The organism is Leisingera sp. F5 (assembly GCF_001593695.1).
In genome coordinates this window covers 189484-207824 of record NZ_LUKH01000002.1, presented here as the reverse complement: position 1 = coordinate 207824, position 18341 = coordinate 189484, and the positions used below count along the sequence as shown (strand labels likewise).

Sequence of the window (18341 nt, the reverse complement as noted above, 5' to 3'; positions counted from 1 at the left end):
GGCAGGCGGCTGGGTTTCAAGCGTCACCCGGCGTCTTCCGGCAGCATTTCATTGATCAGCCGGGTCTCCAGCAGCTGGCCATTCTGGTACAGAACCGGATAGGCTACCGCCGCAATGTGGCTGTTGAACTCACGTAAGGCACGCAGCGTTTCCAAATGGATGTCGGACGTGTCAAAACTTTCCCGGGCGCCATTCTGCAACCGTTTCAGGTGGCGTTTCCGGCTGTCGTGCTCCATCCGCTTCAATTCGGTTTTTTCCAGACTCAACAGCCGCGCACTTTCCAAGTCATCAGAGATCAGAACATTGGAGGCCAGCTGCATATTGGCCAGGATTGCCTCATGCATCCGGGTGATCTCCATCCAGCCGTCCCTCGAAAAGCTCAGATTTCTTTTGTTCAAATCGCCGGCCAGGACTGTCAAACGGCGTGCCACCACATCGCCGGCCGTTTCCAGACGGATCGCATATTCCATCAGACCGCGGGCCGTCTTCAATTGTTCTTTATCAAAGCCATCCTCGGGGATCGCAGCAACATATTTCCGGACACCGGAGAGACAAGCGTTGACCTCATCATCCATCGACTGAACGGCCTTGATTTGCTCCTTGCCGCCTGATTGGTACAGTTCCAGTACCGGGCGGAACATAGCATTGACCTGGTCCGACATCCGCAGCAGTTCACGCTTAAGGTTCGAAACAGACACAGCAGCTGACCCATAGCTGCCCTGCTCCAGCGCACTGACAGGCCGCCCCGGATGATTCATCTCTGTCTGCGCTGGTTCGGGGAACAGCCGGGCGAAGATATCTCCCAACGGCGTGCAAACCGGCAGCGCGAGCACCAGCAATGACGCATTAAAAGCCAGATGCGCATTGACCAGCATCTGGCCGCCTTGCGGATCCCCCAGCACCCCCTGGCGCAGCGCCAGATTGGCACCGAACAGGCAGATCACCGCCCAGGTGCCGCGCAAAGCCAGATTGGCATAGGGGATGCGGCGTGCCCGCAGGTCCATTCCGCGGCTCAGCCAGACGGGAATGAAGGCAGAACCGAAATTCGCCCCCAAGACCAGTGAAAGGCCGGCGGCAAAGGGGATCGCTCCGATTTGCACCAGCGTCACGCACATCAGGATAGCGGCAACTGACGAATGCATCACAAAGGCCAGCGCGCCACCGACCAGAAACGCCGTGATGTAATCCCGCGCCAAATAGCCCGCAACCGCCGGCAAAAAGGCGCTGTCGCGGATCGGGTCCATTGCTTCGCGCAAAAATCGCAGCGAAATCAGGATGAAGGCGACCCCCATCAAGATCCTGCCCAGCTGCCGCGCCTTCTTAGCCTCGGTCTTGACGAACAGATACCCGCCGGCCGCCAGCAACACCGGCACCAGCCAATCGAGATCAAAGGAGAGGATCTGAATGATCAGCGCCGAACCCAGATCACCGCCCAGCACGATGGCCAGCCCAGTGGGAAAGGCCAGATAGCCGCTGGCCGCAAACCCGGAGGTGAGCAGCGCCACGGCAGCCGAACTTTGCAGTACGATTGCCAGCATCAGCCCCATCAGGCCCGCCTGCAGATGGCTTTGCCGTCCGGTCAGCAGCCGCTGGAACGAGGCGCCATAGCTGCGCTCGATCCCGGTGCGCACCATCCGCACCGCATAAAGAAGCAGCATCGTGGCTCCCGCCAGGCTGATCAAAAAAGTCAAAATTGCCATGTCAATTCCTGCTTGCAGCCTGTAGCGGGGCTGTATCTATCCCAGTTGCAGCAAATGCAACCTTACCCCGTTCTTGAGGCAGCTGCTGCGGGCATTTCCAGCGGCCGTCCATCAAGCGGCCTGCATTTCAGGCTGCCGCGGAGGCGGGGTCAGGTGTTTTTCAGTCATCCTTGCCACCCGGAGCAACGTCCACTTTCACCCCCCAGCCTGCCAACGCTGCAGAGAGCTTCTTGTCAGGTCTGCGGTCGGTAAACAGCAGGCTGATCTTGCGCGGAGAGGGCCCGCAATGCGGCGCAGTTTCCGCAAACTTGGGATGGGCCATGGCCACGGCCACCTGCTCTGTGCAATCGGCAACCGCCCCAGCCAGCTGCGCCTCGGCCGCACTGTGATAAAGCATTCCCTGTTTGGCAGAAAAGGCATCCGCAGACAGTATTGCCAGATCCAGCGCAAACCGCCGGATTTGCTGCTCAGCCACAAAACCAAAGGTGCCACGCTCATTGCTTTGCAATTCGCCACCCAGCAAATGCACCCTGTTGCCATTGTGGTTTGCCAGTGCCTGCGCAGCTCCGATCGAATTGGTGACCACGATCAACCCGGTTTTCTGCCGCAGCTCCTCCGCAACAAATGCGGTAGTAGATCCGACATCCAGAAACAGTGCCATGCCATCACGGGCATGCGCAGCGATCCGGGCCGCGATCCGGGCTTTTTCCTTCTGGTTCTCAGAAATCCGCCGGGCGAAGCTGGTCGCACTCTGCGGCCCTGCCAGAAAAGCTCCGCCATGCACCCGCTGCACGGCTCCAGCCTTGTCCAGCGCCTTGATGGTGCGGCGCACAGTTTCCTCGGAAACATCCAGCATTTTTGCAAGCTCCGCACTGCGGGCTGATCCGCCCAAACGCCGCAAAGCGTCCACCAGCTCCAATTCGCGGTGAGAAAGAGAAAGTGAGTCCGACAAGATTGAGCCTGTTCGCGTTTAACTGCCTTGCACCATAAGGCATGGGTTTTTTCCGGCTTACAAGCTCATCCCACATTTTCCCACAATTTTCTGGATATTTCCGCTTTCTGGCGGTCATTCTCCGGCAAACGGGCACCTGCGCGTCCAGCCACGAGCCGCTCCCGCCCCTTTCCAGCCTGCCGGAGGCAGACCTGAAAGCGTTGGGCATGGCGCCGCGCGGGTGCGCCCTGTAGGGGCGCTGCCGGGCCCAAGACCCGTGCCGGGGCATCTTTGATGCACCTGCGGGGCGCGGGAGCCTCGCCTTTGCGGCAGCAGAAAACCGCCGCGGCTGCGAGGGCCGCGGCGGTCTTTTTCTCTCAACCCTGCAGGGGCTTACAGGTTCGGGTACAGCGGGAACCGGACGCAGAGACCGGCCACCTTGGCGCGCACCGCGGCTTCCACATCCGCATTGCCGTCTTCGCCGTTGGCGGCCAGCCCGTCGATCACCTCGATGATCAGGTCGGCGATCTGGCGGAACTCAGCCTCGCCGAAGCCGCGGGTGGTGCCTGCGGGCGTGCCCAGGCGCAAACCGCTCGTCACGGTGGGCTTTTCCGGGTCGAACGGGATGCCGTTCTTGTTGGTGGTGATATGGGCGCGTCCCAGCGCCTTGTCGGCGATGTTGCCGGTGACGCCCTTGGGGCGCAGGTCGACCAGCATCACATGCGTATCGGTGCCGCCGGTGACGATGTCCAGACCGCCCTGGATCAGCTGATCCGCCAGCGCGGCCGCGTTTGCACGCACCTGCTTCTGGTAGGTCTTGAACTCCGGCTTCAGCGCCTCGCCGAAGGCTGCCGCCTTGCCTGCGATCACATGCATCAGCGGGCCGCCCTGGATGCCGGGGAAGATCGCCGAGTTCACTTTCTTGGCAATCGCCTCGTCATTGGTCACGATCATGCCGCCGCGCGGGCCGCGCAGGGTTTTATGCGTGGTGGTGGTGGCCACATGCGCATGCGGGAACGGCGAGGGATGCTCACCGGCAGCGATCAGACCCGCGATATGGGCCATGTCGACCATGAAATAGGCGCCGACGCTGTCGGCGATCTCACGGAACCTGGCAAAGTCGATCTGGCGCGGGATGGCGGAGCCGCCGGCGATGATCAGCTTGGGGTTGTGCTCGGTTGCCAGCGCCTGGATCTGGTCGTAGTCGATCAGGTTGTCGCTTTCGCGCACGCCGTAATGCACCGCGTTGAACCATTTGCCGGACTGGTTCGGACGCGCGCCGTGGGTCAGGTGGCCGCCGGAGGCCAGGTCCATGCCCAGAATGGTGTCGCCGGGCTGGATCAGCGCCTGGAACACGCCCTGGTTGGCCTGGGAGCCAGAGTTCGGCTGCACATTGGCGTATTCGCAGCCGAACAGCGCCTTGGCGCGGTCGATAGCCAGGTTTTCGGCGACATCGACATACTGGCAGCCGCCATAGTAGCGGCGTCCCGGGTAGCCTTCGGCGTATTTGTTGGTCAGCACCGACCCTTGCGCTTCCATCACCGCGGCGGAGACGATGTTCTCGGAGGCGATCAGCTCGATCTCGTCGCGCTGGCGGCCCAGCTCGGCGGTGATCGACGCATAAAGCTCAGGATCGCGCTCGGAGAGGGGTTGGGTGAAAAAGCCGGGGTCACGGGTCGCTTCAGTCATGGTGGCTCCGTTGGAGTAAGGATCAGAATTGAGGGATTTCCTATCGGAAACATCCTTGCGCAGGAAGCCTGTAAAGCGACATTTCCCTGCGACAGAACGGCAACTATGGTCTTTGCGGGAAAGCTGTGATTGTTTCGGAACCAGATGCCTAACACCGGAAACAGATTTCATGAGTTTGAGAATCGCCTTTCTGGCCAGTGAGGCCGATGTTGCGCAGGACGCCCTGGGCGCCCTGCGAAAGAGATACGGTCATGTGCCGCCCGCCGAAGCCGGTATTGTTGTGGCCTTGGGCGGGGACGGTTTCATGCTGCGCACGCTGCTTGCGATGGTGGATCACCCGGCGCCTGTTTACGGCATGAACCGCGGCACCGTTGGTTTTCTGATGAATGAATACCGTGAAGACGGGCTGATCGAGCGGCTTGAAGAAGCCGTGCAGGAAATCATCAATCCGCTGTCGATGACCGCCATGGACCGCCGTGGTGCGGTGCATAAGGCGCTGGCTATCAACGAGGTGTCTCTGCTGCGGGCAGGACCGCAGGCGGCGCGGCTCAGAATATCTGTGGACGGGCGTGTGCGGATGGAAGAGCTGGTCTGCGACGGCGCTTTGGTCTCCACCCCTGCAGGGTCCACGGCCTATAACTACTCCGCCCATGGTCCGATTCTGCCGATCGGGGCGGATGTGCTGGCGCTCACCGCGATTGCCGCCTTCCGGCCGCGGCGCTGGCGCGGCGCGCTTTTGCCCAGCAATGCGATGGTGCGTTTTGACGTTCTGGAGGCGGGTAAACGCCCGGTGATGGCTGACGCGGACTCGAATTCTGTGGCCGATATTGATTGGGTTGAGATCCGTACCGATCCGCAAATACGCCATAAAATTCTGTTCGATCCCGGTCATGGCCTGGAAGAAAGGCTTATTTCCGAGCAGTTTACGTAAGCATTTAACGAAGAGTTCACGGATTTGTGAACTTACCGGTAACGATTCCGTGCGATGATTTACCCACAGGCGGATGTGGATGGCAGCTGCCAAAGGGCAAAATGCCACAGATCCGTACCGGCGTGTTTTGTGCGTTCCAGTTTTTTAAGTTCCCAGCCGGTTACGACCACGGAACCTGTGCCAAACGCCGGGTTCGCAGAATGCGACAAGGCGCGTGCTGTTATTAGTGAGTGACCTAGGTATGGAAGTTCCCCGGGGGCGGTTCAATCCGTTCCCCGGGACCTTAAGCGGGCCGGGTGTGACGGTGAATACATGGTCCGGTGCGCTCTTCCTGACTCCCTTTAGGGGCCTTCTCCAATTCGAATGTTTTGAAGTGGCTCATGCTGCCGTTTGACGGCTGACTGCAATGTCAGGCGCCACCGGCGGCCTGCATCTGGTCCCACAGCGGCAGGCACATGCGGCCTGCACGGGCTTCAATCGCAGCGCAGGCGTCCACCGCAAGATCCTCACGCCAGCGGCGGGCGGCGATCTGCACATTGATGGGCTGCGGCCCGCTCGGCAACTGCGCCAGCCGGGCAGGGACTGAGGCAGCAGGCAGGCCGAGGAAGTTCATCGCATAAGAATAAACTGCGCAGCCCAGCACCTCATGCACACCTTCGGCGCCTTCGGTGTCGCGGTCGGGCTTAAAAAACGGCTGCGGCAGAAAGGGCGACAGCACCAGCGGGTATTTCTCCATGAACAGGGACCATTGCCGCGCGTAATGGGTGCGCTTGGCCATCATCTGCAGCAGCTCATCGCCGGCAAAGGGCGGGAACTCTTGGAAATAGACGGCAAAGATATCGCGCACGGTCTGGGAGCCCGCCGCGTCCACATCCCCCTTCATCAGCGCATGGATTTCGCCCATCAGAGCGCGGTAACCGGTGCGTCCGGCCTCGAACGCATTGGGAGGCTCCGCGTCCTCAACCAAATAGCCTGCGTCGGTCAGCGCCGCGCGGGCAAAATTCAGCGCGGCCTCGACTTCGGGGTGCAGATCATAGCCATGGGTGTTCTTGGTGAAAGCAACCTTGACCGGTCCAGTCAGCGCTTTGCCGCGCCAGGGCATCGGCACATGATAGGGGTCGCGCGGGTCTGCGGCAATCAAGGAAGGCATTGACAGATGCAGGTCTTCTGCCGAGCGGGTGATCAGCCCCTGCACTGACATCAGCTGCGCGAGCAGCCCGCGTTCGGTCGCTTGGCTGGGGTTCCAAGCCGGCACTCGGCCCAGGCCCGGTTTGACAGTCACCGCACCATTAGCTGCGGCCGGAAACCGCAAGGAGCCGCCAATGTCATTGCCATGGGCCAGTGCGCCAATCCCGGCCATCACCGCAGCACCGGCACCGCCAGAGGACCCGCCGGGTGAGATATGCCGCCCCCAAGGGTTATGTGTGCGGCCATGCAGCGGGTTGTCGGTGTCGGCGCGGAAGGAAAACTCCGGCGTATTTGTCCGCCCGATCACCACCGCCCCGGCCTTTTGCAGGTTCTCCACCACTGGGGCGTCCGCAGGCGCCAGCAAATCCTTGAGCGCCGGGACGCCGTTAGAAGTGGCATGGCCCTTCTGATCAACGTTTATTTTGATGGTGACCGGCACACCCTGCAGCGGACCGGGAACTGCGCCGCCTGCGCGCGCCGTGTCGAGCGCGCGGGCGCGCTCCAGTGCCTCGGCGCTCAGATCTTCAACCACGGCATTCAGCGCCGGGTTCGCCGCGTTCATGCGATCAATGGAGGCTTGCACGGCATCTTCGGCGCTCAGATCTCCGGTGCGTGTCAGCTTTGTCAGCTCCGTTGCCCCCAGGCGCCAGATATCCGGTTTTGTCATGCTCAAGCCTCCCTGGCCGCAGCCTAGGAGGGCAGGGCGGAGTTGCAAGGGAAACCGGACGGCAAGGGGCCGGAATTCTGCGGGGACTCTACCGGGGTTCAAGACCTATTGGCTTGTCTGTCAGCGTGACAGGTCGCTTTAGAGCGCGCGATGGTATGTCTGGTTGAGCCACGTGCCGTTGGCACGTCTGGCACCTTGCTTCCCCAAGCTCGTGGCAGGCGGCGCGAAACGAAAAACGCAGTAAAAGCGGCGAAACCGGCTCCAGTTCATGCTTGGCAGAATCTAGGGTTGGCGGTGCACGGCCAGCTGGGGCGACAGAAGCCCAAAGGTCTTTTCTCTGCCAGTGCTCTTGCCGCGGCGGGTGATTCCCGGATCGCAGCCGCCATGTCCATCGGAAAAGTTTGCAGATTTGCAATTCCGGCGCGGCTTTCCTGAATATTCTCCGGCAAAGACCTGTTTGCAAAGCGGATTGGATGCAAACCGCAAACCATGTGTAAATTCTGTGAATTCCGGCTGTTTTCCTAACTGGAATCTGTAAATTTATTGACCAACCTTGCGTGCCGCGGCAGCAAAACTTGCCCGTTTGCCGCTTTCTCGCCTAGGCAAAGTGCAGGAGGAGATGATCACTATGGGATATCAGGATATTTATGCCGGCTGGAAACAGGACCCGGAAGGGTTTTGGATGGAAGCCGCACAGGCGATCGACTGGGATGAAGCCCCGAAACAGGCGCTGTTAGATAAGGGCGATGGCCTTTATGAATGGTTTTCCGATGCCAAGGTGAACACCTGCTACAACGCCGTTGACCGCCATGTGGAACAAGGCCGCGGCGAACAGACCGCGATCATCTATGACAGCCCGGTCACCCACACCAGGCGTGAAATCTCCTATGTCGAGCTGCGCAACCGCGTCGCCACACTGGCCGGCGCGCTGCGTGCCAAGGGCGTCGAAAAAGGCGACCGGGTCATCATCTACATGCCGATGATCCCAGAGGCGCTGGAGGCGATGCTGGCCTGCGCCCGCATCGGTGCTGTGCATTCGGTGGTGTTCGGCGGATTTGCCTCCAACGAGCTGGCGGTGCGGATTGATGACGCCAAGCCCAAGGCGATCATCGCCGCCTCCTGCGGGATCGAGCCGGGCCGCACTGTGCATTACAAGCCGCTGCTGGATGGCGCCATCGATCTGTCGGAGCACAAGCCGGAGTTTTGCGTGATCTTCCAGCGCGAACAGGAAGTGGCGGATCTGATTCCGGGCCGGGACGTGAACTGGCATGGCTTCCAATACGGTGTGGAACCCGCCGAATGTGTGCCTGTCGAGGGCAACCATCCCTCCTATATCCTCTACACCTCCGGCACCACCGGCCAGCCCAAAGGCGTGATCCGCCACACCGCGGGCCAGCTGGTGGCGTTGAACTGGACGATGAAGAACATCTACAACGTTGATCCCGGCGATGTGTTCTGGGCTGCGTCCGATGTGGGCTGGGTCGTGGGCCACAGTTACATCTGCTACGCGCCGCTGATCCACGGCAACACCACCATCGTGTTCGAGGGCAAGCCGGTGGGCACGCCGGATGCGGGCACATTCTGGCGGGTGATTTCCGAGCATAAGGTCAAAAGCTTCTTCACCGCGCCGACAGCCTTTCGGGCGGTGAAGCGGGAGGATCCCAAGGGCGAATACGTCAAGAAATACGATCTGAGCTGCCTGGAGCAGGTTTATCTGGCCGGCGAACGCGCCGACCCCGACACCATCACCTGGGCGCAGGAGCAGCTGAAGGTTCCAGTTGTGGATCATTGGTGGCAGACCGAAACCGGCTGGTCGATTGCGGCCAATCCGCTGGGGATCGAAGAACTTCCGACCAAGCTTGGCTCGCCTGCAGTGCCGATGCCGGGCTATGAAGTCGATATTCTGGACGAAGGCGGCAACCCGGTGGCGCCGGGCGAGCTGGGCGCTATCGCGGTCAAGCTGCCGCTGCCGCCGGGCACCCTGCCGACGCTGTGGAATGCCGGGGAGCGGTTCAAGAAAAGCTACCTCACCACATTTCCCGGCTACTACGAGACCGGCGATGCGGGCATGAAGGACGAGGACGGCTATCTCTACATCATGGCGCGCACCGATGACGTGATCAACGTGGCGGGCCACCGGTTGTCGACCGGCGGCATGGAGGAAGTGCTGGCAGGCCATCCGGATGTCGCCGAATGCGCCGTGATCGGCGTGGCGGACAGCCTTAAGGGTCAGATGCCGGTTGGCTTCCTCTGCCTGAACGCCGGTGCCGGCCGCGATCATGGCGAGGTGGTGTCCGAGGTCGTCAAGCTGGTGCGCGAGAAGATCGGCCCGGTTGCCGCATTTAAACTGGCGGCGGTGGTCGACCGGCTGCCCAAGACCCGTTCCGGCAAGATCCTGCGCGGCACTATGGTGAACATCGCGGATGGCACCCCGTGGAAGATGCCGGCCACGATTGACGATCCGGCTGTCCTGGACGAAATCAAGGATGCCCTGCAAACCATCGGTTACGCCCGCTAAGCGCCCGCCGGTTCCCTGCATGGAAACCGCTAGGAAATTCCGTGATCTCCTAGCGGGGCAGGAAACACTGATGTCCGCCCGTCAACCCCGTCCAGCTACAGTGCATCTTGTTCTCTGCCCCGGCTGTAGCGGGGCAGCTTGTCTTTCAGCTCCAGCCAGCTCACATGGTCGGAGTGGAAGACATGGAACTTGGGGGGCAAATCCCCAGGGCATTCCAGAGTTGCCGTGTACATATGGATGTTCACCGCATCCCGTGCGGTGCGATAGGCCATCTGGGTGCCGCAGGCACCGCAGAACAGCCGCTCGACACCGTCAGAGGAATTGTAGATTTGCGGCATTGAGCCGGACCACGCGACCGCCTCATGCGGCAGTCCGAAAAATGCGGTGACAGGTGCTGCGCAATTGCGGCGGCAATCGGCGCAGTGGCAGTAGCAGCTCCAGGCCGCCTCGGCCTGGCTCTCCCAATGCACGGCGCCGCAGTGGCAATGCCCTCTCATGGCTGGTCCCCTTTGCTGACCTCCCTGGATGGGCGGCCAGCAGTAATTCCCAGCCGCCGGACTAACCGTAGTGCGCCACCGGGGTGCCGGCAATAGCGGCCATGTTCAAAAGCCCGCGCGCGGTGATCGAAGGGGAAACGATATGGGCGCGGTTGCCCATCCCCATCAGGATCGGCCCGACCTCCAGACCGCCGGCTCGCATCTTCAGGATATTGCGCACCCCCGAGGCGGCATCGGCATGGGCGAAAATCAGCACATTGGCCGCGCCCTCCAGCCGTGAATTGGGGAAGATCCGTTCGCGCAGCTCAGGATCCAGCGCGCAGTCGATGTTCATCTCACCCTCATAGGCAAAATCCCGGCGTTTTTCGTCGAGGATCTCCAGCGCGGCGCGCAGCCGGCTGCCGGTGTCGCAGGCGATATTGCCGAATTGCGATTGCGAGCACAGCGCAATCTTCGGATCCAGGCCGAAGCGGCGCACATGGCGGGCCGCGCCGATGACGGTTTCCGCGATCTGCTCTGGCGTCGGCTCGATCCGCACATGGGTGTCGGCGATGAACAGCGGCCCGTCCTCCAGGATCATCAGCGACAGCGCTCCGTGCGGCGAATAGCTGTTGCCGCCCAGAACCTGCTGCACGTAATTCATATGCCAGCGGTATTCGCCAAAGGTGCCGCAGATCAGGCTGTCCGCCTCGCCGCGGTGGACCATGATGGCGCCGATGGCAGTGGTATTGGTGCGCATGATCGCCTTGGCCAGATCCGGCGTCACCCCGCGCCGCTGCATCACCTTGTGATAGCTGTTCCAATAATCGTAATAGCGCGGGTCGTTCTCCGGGTTCACCAGCTGGAAATCGCGCCCTGGCCGCACATCCAGCCCCAGCCGCTCACAGCGGCGCTCGATCACTTCCGGACGGCCGATCAGGATCGGGGTTTCAGTTGTCTCTTCCAGGATCGCCTGCGCCGCACGCAGCACCCGCTCATCCTCGCCCTCGCTGAACACGATCCGGCGGGACGCAGCGCGGGCGGCCTCAAACACCGGGCGCATCAGCAGGGCGGATTTGAACACCGTCTGGTTCAGTTTCTGCTTATAGGCCTCGATGTCCTCAATCGGGCGGGTTGCAACGCCGCTGTCCATTGCCGCCTTGGCAACGGCGGAGGAGACCACCGCCACCAGCCGCGGGTCGAACGGTTTGGGGATCAGGTAATCGGCGCCGAAATTCAGCTGCTCCCCTTTGTAGGCCGCCGCGGCTTCGGCACTGGTTGTGGCGCGGGCCAGTTCGGCAATGCCGTCAACGCAGGCGATCTGCATCTGGTCATTGATCTCGGTTGCCCCCACATCGAGCGCGCCGCGGAAGATGAAGGGGAAGCACAGTACGTTGTTGACCTGATTGGGGAAATCGCTGCGGCCCGTGGCGATGATCGCCTCCGGCGCCACCTGGCGCGCGGCGTCGGGCATGATCTCGGGGGTCGGGTTTGCCAGCGCAAAGATGATCGGGCGGTCTGCCATCTTTGCCACCATTTCGGGCTTCAGGACGTTCGGGCCGGAGAGACCGAGGAACAGATCCGCCTCGTCCATCACCTCATCCAGCGTGCGTTTCTCCGAAGCCTGGGCAAAGGCCGCCTTCTGCGGGTTCATGTCCTCTTCGCGGCCCTCGTAGACCAAACCGTGAATGTCGCAGAGCCAGATATTCTCGCGCTTCACCCCCAGCTTCACCAGCATGTTGAGGCAGGCAATGCCCGCCGCGCCGCCGCCGGTGGAGACGATCTTGATCTCCTCAAACGACTTGCCCGCCACATGCAGGGCGTTCGTGGCGGCTGCGCCGACCACAATTGCGGTGCCGTGCTGGTCGTCGTGGAAGACCGGAATGTTCATCCGCTCCCGGCAGAGCTTTTCCACCACAAAGCAATCCGGCGCCTTGATGTCTTCCAGGTTGATGGCGCCAAACGTCGGCTCCAGCGCGCAGACGATATCCGCCAGCTTTTCCGGATCGCTTTCGTTCACTTCGATGTCAAAACAATCGATGCCCGCGAAGTTCTTGAACAGGACTGCCTTGCCCTCCATCACCGGTTTCGAGGCTAGCGCGCCGATGTTACCGAGCCCCAGCACCGCCGAGCCGTTCGTCACAACCGCAACCAGGTTCCCGCGCGAGGTATAGCGCGCGGCATTGGCGGCGTCCGCTTTGATCTCGGTGCAGGCCTCTGCCACGCCGGGTGAATAGGCGCGTGCCAGATCGCGCCCGTTGGCCATCGGTTTGGTCGCGCGGATCTCCAGCTTGCCGGGGCGCGGAAACTCGTGATAGTTGAGCGCGGCTTGGCGCAGGTTCTGTGAATCGGACATCTGGCGCTCCTGAAAATCGATATTGTTTAGTGTTAAACCATTTTTCTTGCCGGAAACCTAGCCCAAACTGACGCAATTGGACGCAGCGGCGGGCAAGCGGCGGCTTCTTGCATGAACTCTGCCCTGCGGCCCGAGCAAACGCTAAATGAAAAGGGAGTGAAAAGTTGAGTCAGCCAGTCACCGCTCCCCGCTTCGGTGTTATGGCGCTTGCGCAATGACTTTACGTGTTATGTCAGGGATTTAGGTGTTTTCTTTTGGTGGAAAATGATCTCGATGCGGCCCGGTTTTCGGGCTGCGGTCTATGGCTGCGGTGCAAAACAGGGGCAGGGAAACCCAGAGATTATCCACATTTTTCTTGAAGATCCTGATGGTTCTTCAGAAAGCCCGCGCCGTCTGAACCAAGCTGTTGGTTTCAAAGCTGAGATTTTCCGGCAGTACATGCTGATGATGGAGCGGGAGGTTCTCTCAGCTTTGCCGTTTCGCTAGGCTGAACGATCCGGGGCCGCGACCCGGAAAACTGCCCGCAATTTCTGGAGATAATCCTGAGGGCGTGTCCAGCGCAAAGAAGGACAGGCCTGGAACTGCATCCGGGGGCTTCCGCTCCCCGGGGCAATTCAGCTAGGCTGCGGCATTCTGACCAGATGATCAAAAACCGGGGAAACGCCCATGAGCCTCAAAGCCGCCGCAACCGCCGTCCGCGAAAATGCCCACGCGCCGTACTCCAATTTCAAGGTTGGCGCTGCAATCCGCTCGTCCACCGGCCAGATTTATGTCGGCTGCAATGTTGAAAACGTGGCCTATCCCGAAGGCACCTGCGCCGAGGCCGGCGCCATCGCCTCCATGGTGGCAGCGGGGGAGAAAGAACTGGCGGAGGTCTATGTGATCGCCGACTGCCCGACCCCGATCACGCCCTGTGGCGGCTGCCGCCAGAAGATCAAGGAATTCGCCAGCAACGATGTGAAGGTCATCATGGCCACCACCGACGGCGATGAGCACGAGACCACCATCGGCGGCCTGTTGCCGGGCGCCTTTGACGCGGACCATATGGAGCGGAGCTGATGGACGCCCGCGCCATTAATGCGCAGCTGCGGCGCGGTGAAACCCCCGGCGGGGACGCGCTGCGCTGGTTTGCCGAAGGGCTCGCCAGCGGCGACGTGACGGACGCGCAGGCCGGGGCCTTTGCCATGGCAGTGTGCTTGCAGGGCCTCAGCGTCGAGGGCCGCCGCGCCCTGACGCTGGCGATGCGCGACACTGGCGATGTGCTGACGTGGGACCTGGACGGCCCGGTTCTGGACAAGCATTCCACTGGCGGGGTGGGAGACTGCGTCTCGCTGCTGCTGGCACCGGCGCTGGCGGCCTGCGGTGCCTATGTGCCGATGATCTCGGGCCGCGGGCTGGGCCACACCGGCGGTACTTTGGACAAGCTGGAAGCGATCCCCGGTGTTTCCACCAGCGTCAGCGAGGACCGCTTGCGGAGCATGATGCAGGACATGGGCTGCGCCATTGCCGGCGCCACAGCGCAGATCGCGCCTGCGGACAAGCGGCTCTATGCGATCCGCGACGTCACCGCGACGGTGGAAAGCCTTGACCTGATCACCGCCTCGATCCTGTCCAAAAAACTCGCCGCCAGCCCGGATGCGCTGGTGCTGGACGTGAAAATCGGCTCTGGCGCCTTTATGAAAACCGCCGATGACGCCCGCGCGCTGGCGCAGTCGCTGTGCGATACGGCGAATGCCGCCGGCTGCCGCACTTCGGCGCTGATCACCGACATGAACCAGCCGCTTGCGCCTGCCCTTGGCAATGCGCTGGAAGTAGCCGAGGTGATGCGGGTGCTGACAGGGCAGGCGGCTGGCCCGCTGGCAGAGATTTCCGCGGTTTTGGGAGGCGAGCTGCTGGCCCACGCCGGTCTGGCCGCGGACGCAGATGAAGGTGCGGCGCAGATCAACGCAACTCTCAGCGATGGCCGCGCGGCAGACCGGTTTGCCCGTATGATTGCGGCCATGGGCGGCCCTGCGGATTTCGCCGCCAAATGGCAGGATCATCTGCCGGGCGCAGAGGTCGTGCGGGCGGTCAAGGCCTCCGGCGCCGGGCATGTCTGTGCCATGAACGGCGAAGCACTTGGTCTGGCCGTAGTTGCCCTGGGCGGCGGCCGGATGGTGGAGAGCGACAAGATCCACCCGGGTGTTGGCATCTCGGATATTGTCCGCCTGGGCCAGCCCGTCGGGGCAGGGGACACCCTTGCCTGCATCCACGCCGCCAGCGATGATGCAGCAGACATGGCAGAGGCTGCCTTACTCGCCGCCATCGCCATCGGCGATGCGCCGGACGCCCCGCCGCCGCTGGTTCACGAAAGGATCTCCTGATGCCCCGTGCCTTCCTTGTGGTGATGGATTCCGTTGGCATCGGCGGCGCGCCTGATGCCGGCGCGTTCTTCAACGGCGATCTGCCGGACCTTGGCGCCAACACGCTGGCCCATATCACCCAGGCCTGCGCCGCAGGACAGGCAGAGGGGGGCAGAAGCGGCCCGCTGCAGGTGCCGAACATGGAACGCCTCGGCCTTGGTGCAGCCATGCGGCTGGCGTCCTCGGTGCCGTTTCCGGGGCTGGATGCAGAGCCGCAGGGACGCTGGGGCTGTGCTAGCGAAGTCAGCCGCGGCAAGGACACGCCGTCGGGCCATTGGGAACTGGCAGGCCTGCCGGTGCCCTGGGACTGGCATTATTTCCCCGATCAGGCGCCGTCCTTCCCCGAAGACCTCACGGCCTTTGTGGCTGAGCAGGCCGGCACCGATGGCATCCTCGGCAATTGCCACGCCTCCGGCACAGTGATCCTCGACGATCTGGGCGCCGAGCACATGCGGACCGGCAAGCCGATCTGCTACACCTCCGCCGACAGCGTTTTCCAGATCGCCGCGCATGAGGAGGTATTCGGCCTCGACCGCCTGCTGGCCCTGTGCGAGGTCATCGCCCCGCGCCTGCACACAATGAAAGTGGGCCGGGTCATTGCGCGGCCCTTCCTCGGCTCGGCGGAGGACGGATTTACCCGCACAACCAACCGCCGCGACTATGCGATCACCCCGCCAGCACCGGTGCTGACCAACTGGGTGCAGGAGGCAGGCTGCAAGGTCCACGCCATCGGCAAAATCGGTGATATCTTCACGATGTCCGGCATCGACACCTTGAAAAAGGGCTCTGATGCCAAGCTGATGCAGCATCTTTTTGAAGCGGTGGAAACGGCCGAGGAGGGCAGCCTGACCTTCGCCAATTTTGTCGAGTTCGACAGCCTGTACGGCCACACCCGCGACATCGCCGGTTATGCCCGCGCGCTGGAGTGGTTCGATGCGGAATTGGGGCGGCTGCTGCCAAACCTGCGCCCGGATGACATGCTCGTGCTCACTGCTGATCACGGCAATGATCCCAGCTGGCCCGGCAGTGACCACACCCGCGAACAGGTGCCCGTCCTGATTGCTGGGCTTGACGCGGGACCCATCGGGCAGATCAAATTCGCCGATGCGGCGGCGTCCATCGCCGCCCATTTGAATGTCCCGGCCCAAGGCCCCGGCAAAAGCTTTCTTTGACCCCATGGTCAAAACCTGCTTGCCAGCCGCGGCCTAGCCCGTAAAAGCGCTGCAAACAGAACCGCCGTTAACAGACCATAGGAGTGCCCCATGACCGACCACCTGACCGTTGTTGATCACCCGCTTGTGCAGCACAAGCTGACCCTGATGCGGGACAAGGGTACGTCCACCGCCGGCTTCCGCCGCCTGCTGCGCGAGATCACCCAGCTCTTGGCCTATGAAATCACCCGCGAAATGGCGCTGACCACGACCAATATCGAAACCCCGATGGAGGAAATGGACGCGCCGATCCTGGCAGGCAAGAAACTGGCGCTGGTGTCGATCCTGCGCGCAGGCAACGGCATGCTGGACGGGGTGCTGGAGCTGATCCCCTCGGCCCGCGTCGGTTTTGTCGGCCTCTACCGTGACGAGGAAACCCTGGAGCCGGTGCAATACTATTTCAAGGCGCCCGAAGCGCTGGAAGACCGGCTGGTCATCGCGGTGGACCCGATGCTGGCCACCGGCAACAGCTCAGCTGCCGCTATCGATCTGCTGAAAGAGGCCGGCGCCAACAACATCCGCTTTCTCTGCCTATTGGCCTCGCCCGAAGGCGTTGCGCGGATGAAAGAAGCACATCCGGATGTACCGATCGTCACCGCTTCGCTGGACCGGCAGCTGAATGAGAAAGGTTACATTCTGCCCGGTCTGGGCGATGCCGGCGACCGGATGTTCGGCACCAAATGATCGGAACGCAGCGGCCAAGGCAGCCCTGATTGCCTTGGCCGGACTGCCCGGCAGCCGCCTGCGGCAGGCAAACAAGCTCCAATTTGAGCAAAAATCGCCGCCTTGCGGCCTTATTGTTGCCGCAGAATCTTTACTCACAGGCCGGAGTCAGGCATCCTGCAGCCATATTTTGTGGGGCTCAGGAATGAAAATAACTAGAATTATTGCACTGGCCATCATCGCGGGGACAACTGGAGCGGCAGGTATACAGGCACAAACCCTGCGTGAAACCAGCCCGCCCTCCGAATTTCCGCCTGCTTCCTATAAAGGCAAGCAATATGTTGACAGCCGCGGCTGTATCTACATCCGTGCAGGCATTGACGGCAATGTCACCTGGGTTCCACGGGTCTCCCGCTCGCGTAAGCAGATTTGCGGCTATGCGCCAACCAAGCTGGCAGGCGCCACGCGGACGCAGCAGGCAGCCGCGGCGCCGGAGCTGATCACGCTGGAGCCAGGTCAGCAGCCGGCACAATCGGCTGCGTCCGCAGCAGCAAATCGACCTTCCACCGCTGCCAAACCCGCCGCCGCAGCGCCCAGGATCGTCACCACGGCCAAGCCGCGCCGTACACCGCAATCCATCAGCGCCCGGCCCGCCGCTGCTGCTCCGGCGCCGAAACCGGCACCTAAGAGGGTCGTGCGTGTGACGCCCAAGCCAATCCCGGCCTCAGCAGCACCCGCTCCGGCTGCAGTGCAGCCCGCAGGCAGTGGTGCGTGTGCCGGTCTTTCGGATATCAGCCGCCAGTACACCAATGCCACCGGCGCGCGCTGCGGCCCGCAAACTGTTTCGCCGGTGACTTACAGCGGGCAGGGCAGCGGCCCGCAATTCTCCCTGCGCCTCACCCCGAATACGCGTGTGGTGCAGACGCACATCTACCAGGACCGCCGTCTCAGCAACAGTTTCACGGTGCCCGAAGGCTACCGCCCGGTCTGGACCGACGGGCGGCTGAACCCGCAGCGTGCGGTGCGTACCGTGCGCCCGGCAGTGGTGACCGGTTTTGCCCAGGCCCCGGCCGGCTATCTGGCCGTGGAACGTGAAGACGACCGCCTGAACCCGATGCGGGGGGTGCGCACATCCCACGGCGATGCGCAGATGGCGCAGGTCTGGACCAAGGGCGTGCCGCGCCGCCTGGTGCAGCTGCCGCTTGACCGTGCAACGCTGACACTGCCGCGCAATGTGCGCCGCAGCCCGGCCGAAGCGCAGCCGTCGGGCCTGCGCCTGTCGACCCGCTCTGCACCGGATGCGGCGGCGCCGCAGCAGGCCCCGGCTGCGCGCTATGTCCGCGCCGCAACCTACGCTGACGCAGATCAGGCCAAGGCCGCAGCGCGGCGGCTGGCCGCCACCGGGCTGCCGGTCCGTCTGGGCACTGTCAGCCGCAGGGGTCAGCCCCACAAGGTGGTTCTTGCCGGCCCTTTCCGTCAGACTGCTGATGCCGCCGCCGCACTGGCCAAGGTGCAGGGCGCGGGTTTTGCCAGGGCCAGGCTGAGCAAGTAATAGCGTACTGGAAAAGAACAAAAGCCGGGGTCCGCCCCGGCTTTTTTGTCTTTGGGA

General features: G+C 62.5%; 14 protein-coding genes. 8 read left to right on the top strand and 6 right to left on the bottom strand.

Features of this window, described 5'->3' with window-relative positions; genetic code table 11:
* Positions 1 to 23 precede the first annotated feature (23 nt).
* The 3 genes from A2I95_RS02320 to glyA all read right to left on the bottom strand — a co-directional run bounded on the left by A2I95_RS02320 (position 24) and on the right by glyA (position 4320).
* A complete protein-coding gene (locus A2I95_RS02320; protein WP_291727383.1) occupies positions 24 to 1700 on the bottom strand; it encodes a Na/Pi cotransporter family protein in 1677 nt (558 codons plus the stop codon).
* A 160-nt stretch (positions 1701 to 1860) separates the two neighbouring features.
* A complete protein-coding gene (locus A2I95_RS02315; protein WP_291727381.1) occupies positions 1861 to 2652 on the bottom strand; it encodes a DeoR/GlpR family DNA-binding transcription regulator in 792 nt (263 codons plus the stop codon).
* A 372-nt stretch (positions 2653 to 3024) separates the two neighbouring features.
* Positions 3025 to 4320 carry a serine hydroxymethyltransferase gene (gene glyA, locus A2I95_RS02310; RefSeq protein ID WP_291727379.1) on the bottom strand — a complete coding sequence of 432 codons (1296 nt, stop codon included), beginning with the start codon at positions 4318 to 4320 and terminating at the stop codon, positions 3025 to 3027.
* 169 nt (positions 4321 to 4489) lie between these two features.
* Here glyA and A2I95_RS02305 point away from each other — a divergent pair, with 169 nt between their 5' ends.
* Positions 4490 to 5251 carry an NAD kinase gene (locus tag A2I95_RS02305; protein WP_291727377.1) on the top strand — a complete coding sequence of 254 codons (762 nt, stop codon included), beginning with the start codon at positions 4490 to 4492 and terminating at the stop codon, positions 5249 to 5251.
* A 409-nt stretch (positions 5252 to 5660) separates the two neighbouring features.
* Here A2I95_RS02305 and A2I95_RS02300 read toward each other — a convergent pair whose 3' ends face one another.
* Positions 5661 to 7106, bottom strand: coding sequence for an amidase family protein (locus A2I95_RS02300; RefSeq protein WP_291727375.1), 1446 nt, complete (start codon positions 7104 to 7106; stop codon positions 5661 to 5663).
* A gap of 628 nt (positions 7107 to 7734) precedes the next feature.
* On the opposite strand from A2I95_RS02300, the gene prpE reads away from it, so the two are divergent.
* A complete protein-coding gene (gene prpE / locus A2I95_RS02295; RefSeq protein WP_291727373.1) occupies positions 7735 to 9624 on the top strand; it encodes a propionate-CoA ligase PrpE in 1890 nt (629 codons plus the stop codon).
* A gap of 95 nt (positions 9625 to 9719) precedes the next feature.
* On the opposite strand, the gene A2I95_RS02290 is transcribed toward prpE, so the two are convergent.
* Together A2I95_RS02290 and A2I95_RS02285 are read right to left on the bottom strand one after the other, a co-directional pair.
* Positions 9720 to 10121, bottom strand: coding sequence for a GFA family protein (locus A2I95_RS02290; protein WP_291727371.1), 402 nt, complete (start codon positions 10119 to 10121; stop codon positions 9720 to 9722).
* Positions 10122 to 10182: 61 nt separating this feature from the next.
* On the bottom strand, positions 10183 to 12456 hold the full coding sequence (locus tag A2I95_RS02285; RefSeq protein WP_291727369.1) for an NADP-dependent malic enzyme: 2274 nt from the start codon (positions 12454 to 12456) through the stop codon (positions 10183 to 10185).
* A 207-nt stretch (positions 12457 to 12663) separates the two neighbouring features.
* Here A2I95_RS02285 and A2I95_RS02280 point away from each other — a divergent pair, with 207 nt between their 5' ends.
* The 6 genes from A2I95_RS02280 to A2I95_RS02255 all read left to right on the top strand — a co-directional run bounded on the left by A2I95_RS02280 (position 12664) and on the right by A2I95_RS02255 (position 18284).
* Positions 12664 to 12942: a hypothetical protein gene (locus tag A2I95_RS02280; protein WP_291727367.1), complete on the top strand. Its 279-nt coding sequence runs from the start codon at positions 12664 to 12666 to the stop codon at positions 12940 to 12942.
* A 180-nt stretch (positions 12943 to 13122) separates the two neighbouring features.
* Complete coding sequence (locus A2I95_RS02275; RefSeq protein WP_291727365.1) at positions 13123 to 13515, top strand: cytidine deaminase; 393 nt, start codon at positions 13123 to 13125, stop codon at positions 13513 to 13515.
* Positions 13515 to 14819 carry a thymidine phosphorylase gene (locus tag A2I95_RS02270; RefSeq protein WP_291727363.1) on the top strand — a complete coding sequence of 435 codons (1305 nt, stop codon included), beginning with the start codon at positions 13515 to 13517 and terminating at the stop codon, positions 14817 to 14819. The genes A2I95_RS02275 and A2I95_RS02270 overlap by 1 nt, the downstream gene beginning before the upstream one ends.
* Positions 14819 to 16030, top strand: coding sequence for a phosphopentomutase (locus tag A2I95_RS02265; RefSeq protein ID WP_291727361.1), 1212 nt, complete (start codon positions 14819 to 14821; stop codon positions 16028 to 16030). Before A2I95_RS02270 ends, A2I95_RS02265 begins: the two co-directional genes overlap by 1 nt.
* Before the next feature lie 90 nt (positions 16031 to 16120).
* A complete protein-coding gene (gene upp, locus A2I95_RS02260) occupies positions 16121 to 16753 on the top strand; it encodes a uracil phosphoribosyltransferase (protein WP_291727359.1) in 633 nt (210 codons plus the stop codon).
* A gap of 184 nt (positions 16754 to 16937) precedes the next feature.
* The gene (locus A2I95_RS02255) at positions 16938 to 18284 is read left to right on the top strand and encodes an SPOR domain-containing protein (protein ID WP_291727357.1); all 1347 of its coding nucleotides are present in this window, start codon (positions 16938 to 16940) and stop codon (positions 18282 to 18284) included.
* The last annotated feature ends 57 nt before the right edge of the window (positions 18285 to 18341 follow it).

Coding starts and splice junctions, on each gene's coding strand:
- A2I95_RS02305 (WP_291727377.1), top strand. CDS start 4,490: ATGAGTTTGAGAATCGCCTTTCTGGCCAGTGAGGCCGATGTTGCGCAG.
- A2I95_RS02285 (WP_291727369.1), bottom strand. CDS start 12,456: ATGTCCGATTCACAGAACCTGCGCCAAGCCGCGCTCAACTATCACGAG.
- A2I95_RS02270 (WP_291727363.1), top strand. CDS start 13,515: ATGGACGCCCGCGCCATTAATGCGCAGCTGCGGCGCGGTGAAACCCCC.
- upp (WP_291727359.1), top strand. CDS start 16,121: ATGACCGACCACCTGACCGTTGTTGATCACCCGCTTGTGCAGCACAAG.
- A2I95_RS02255 (WP_291727357.1), top strand. CDS start 16,938: ATGAAAATAACTAGAATTATTGCACTGGCCATCATCGCGGGGACAACT.
- prpE (WP_291727373.1), top strand. CDS start 7,735: ATGGGATATCAGGATATTTATGCCGGCTGGAAACAGGACCCGGAAGGG.
- A2I95_RS02275 (WP_291727365.1), top strand. CDS start 13,123: ATGAGCCTCAAAGCCGCCGCAACCGCCGTCCGCGAAAATGCCCACGCG.
- A2I95_RS02300 (WP_291727375.1), bottom strand. CDS start 7,106: ATGACAAAACCGGATATCTGGCGCCTGGGGGCAACGGAGCTGACAAAG.
- A2I95_RS02265 (WP_291727361.1), top strand. CDS start 14,819: ATGCCCCGTGCCTTCCTTGTGGTGATGGATTCCGTTGGCATCGGCGGC.
- A2I95_RS02320 (WP_291727383.1), bottom strand. CDS start 1,700: ATGGCAATTTTGACTTTTTTGATCAGCCTGGCGGGAGCCACGATGCTG.
- glyA (WP_291727379.1), bottom strand. CDS start 4,320: ATGACTGAAGCGACCCGTGACCCCGGCTTTTTCACCCAACCCCTCTCC.
- A2I95_RS02290 (WP_291727371.1), bottom strand. CDS start 10,121: ATGAGAGGGCATTGCCACTGCGGCGCCGTGCATTGGGAGAGCCAGGCC.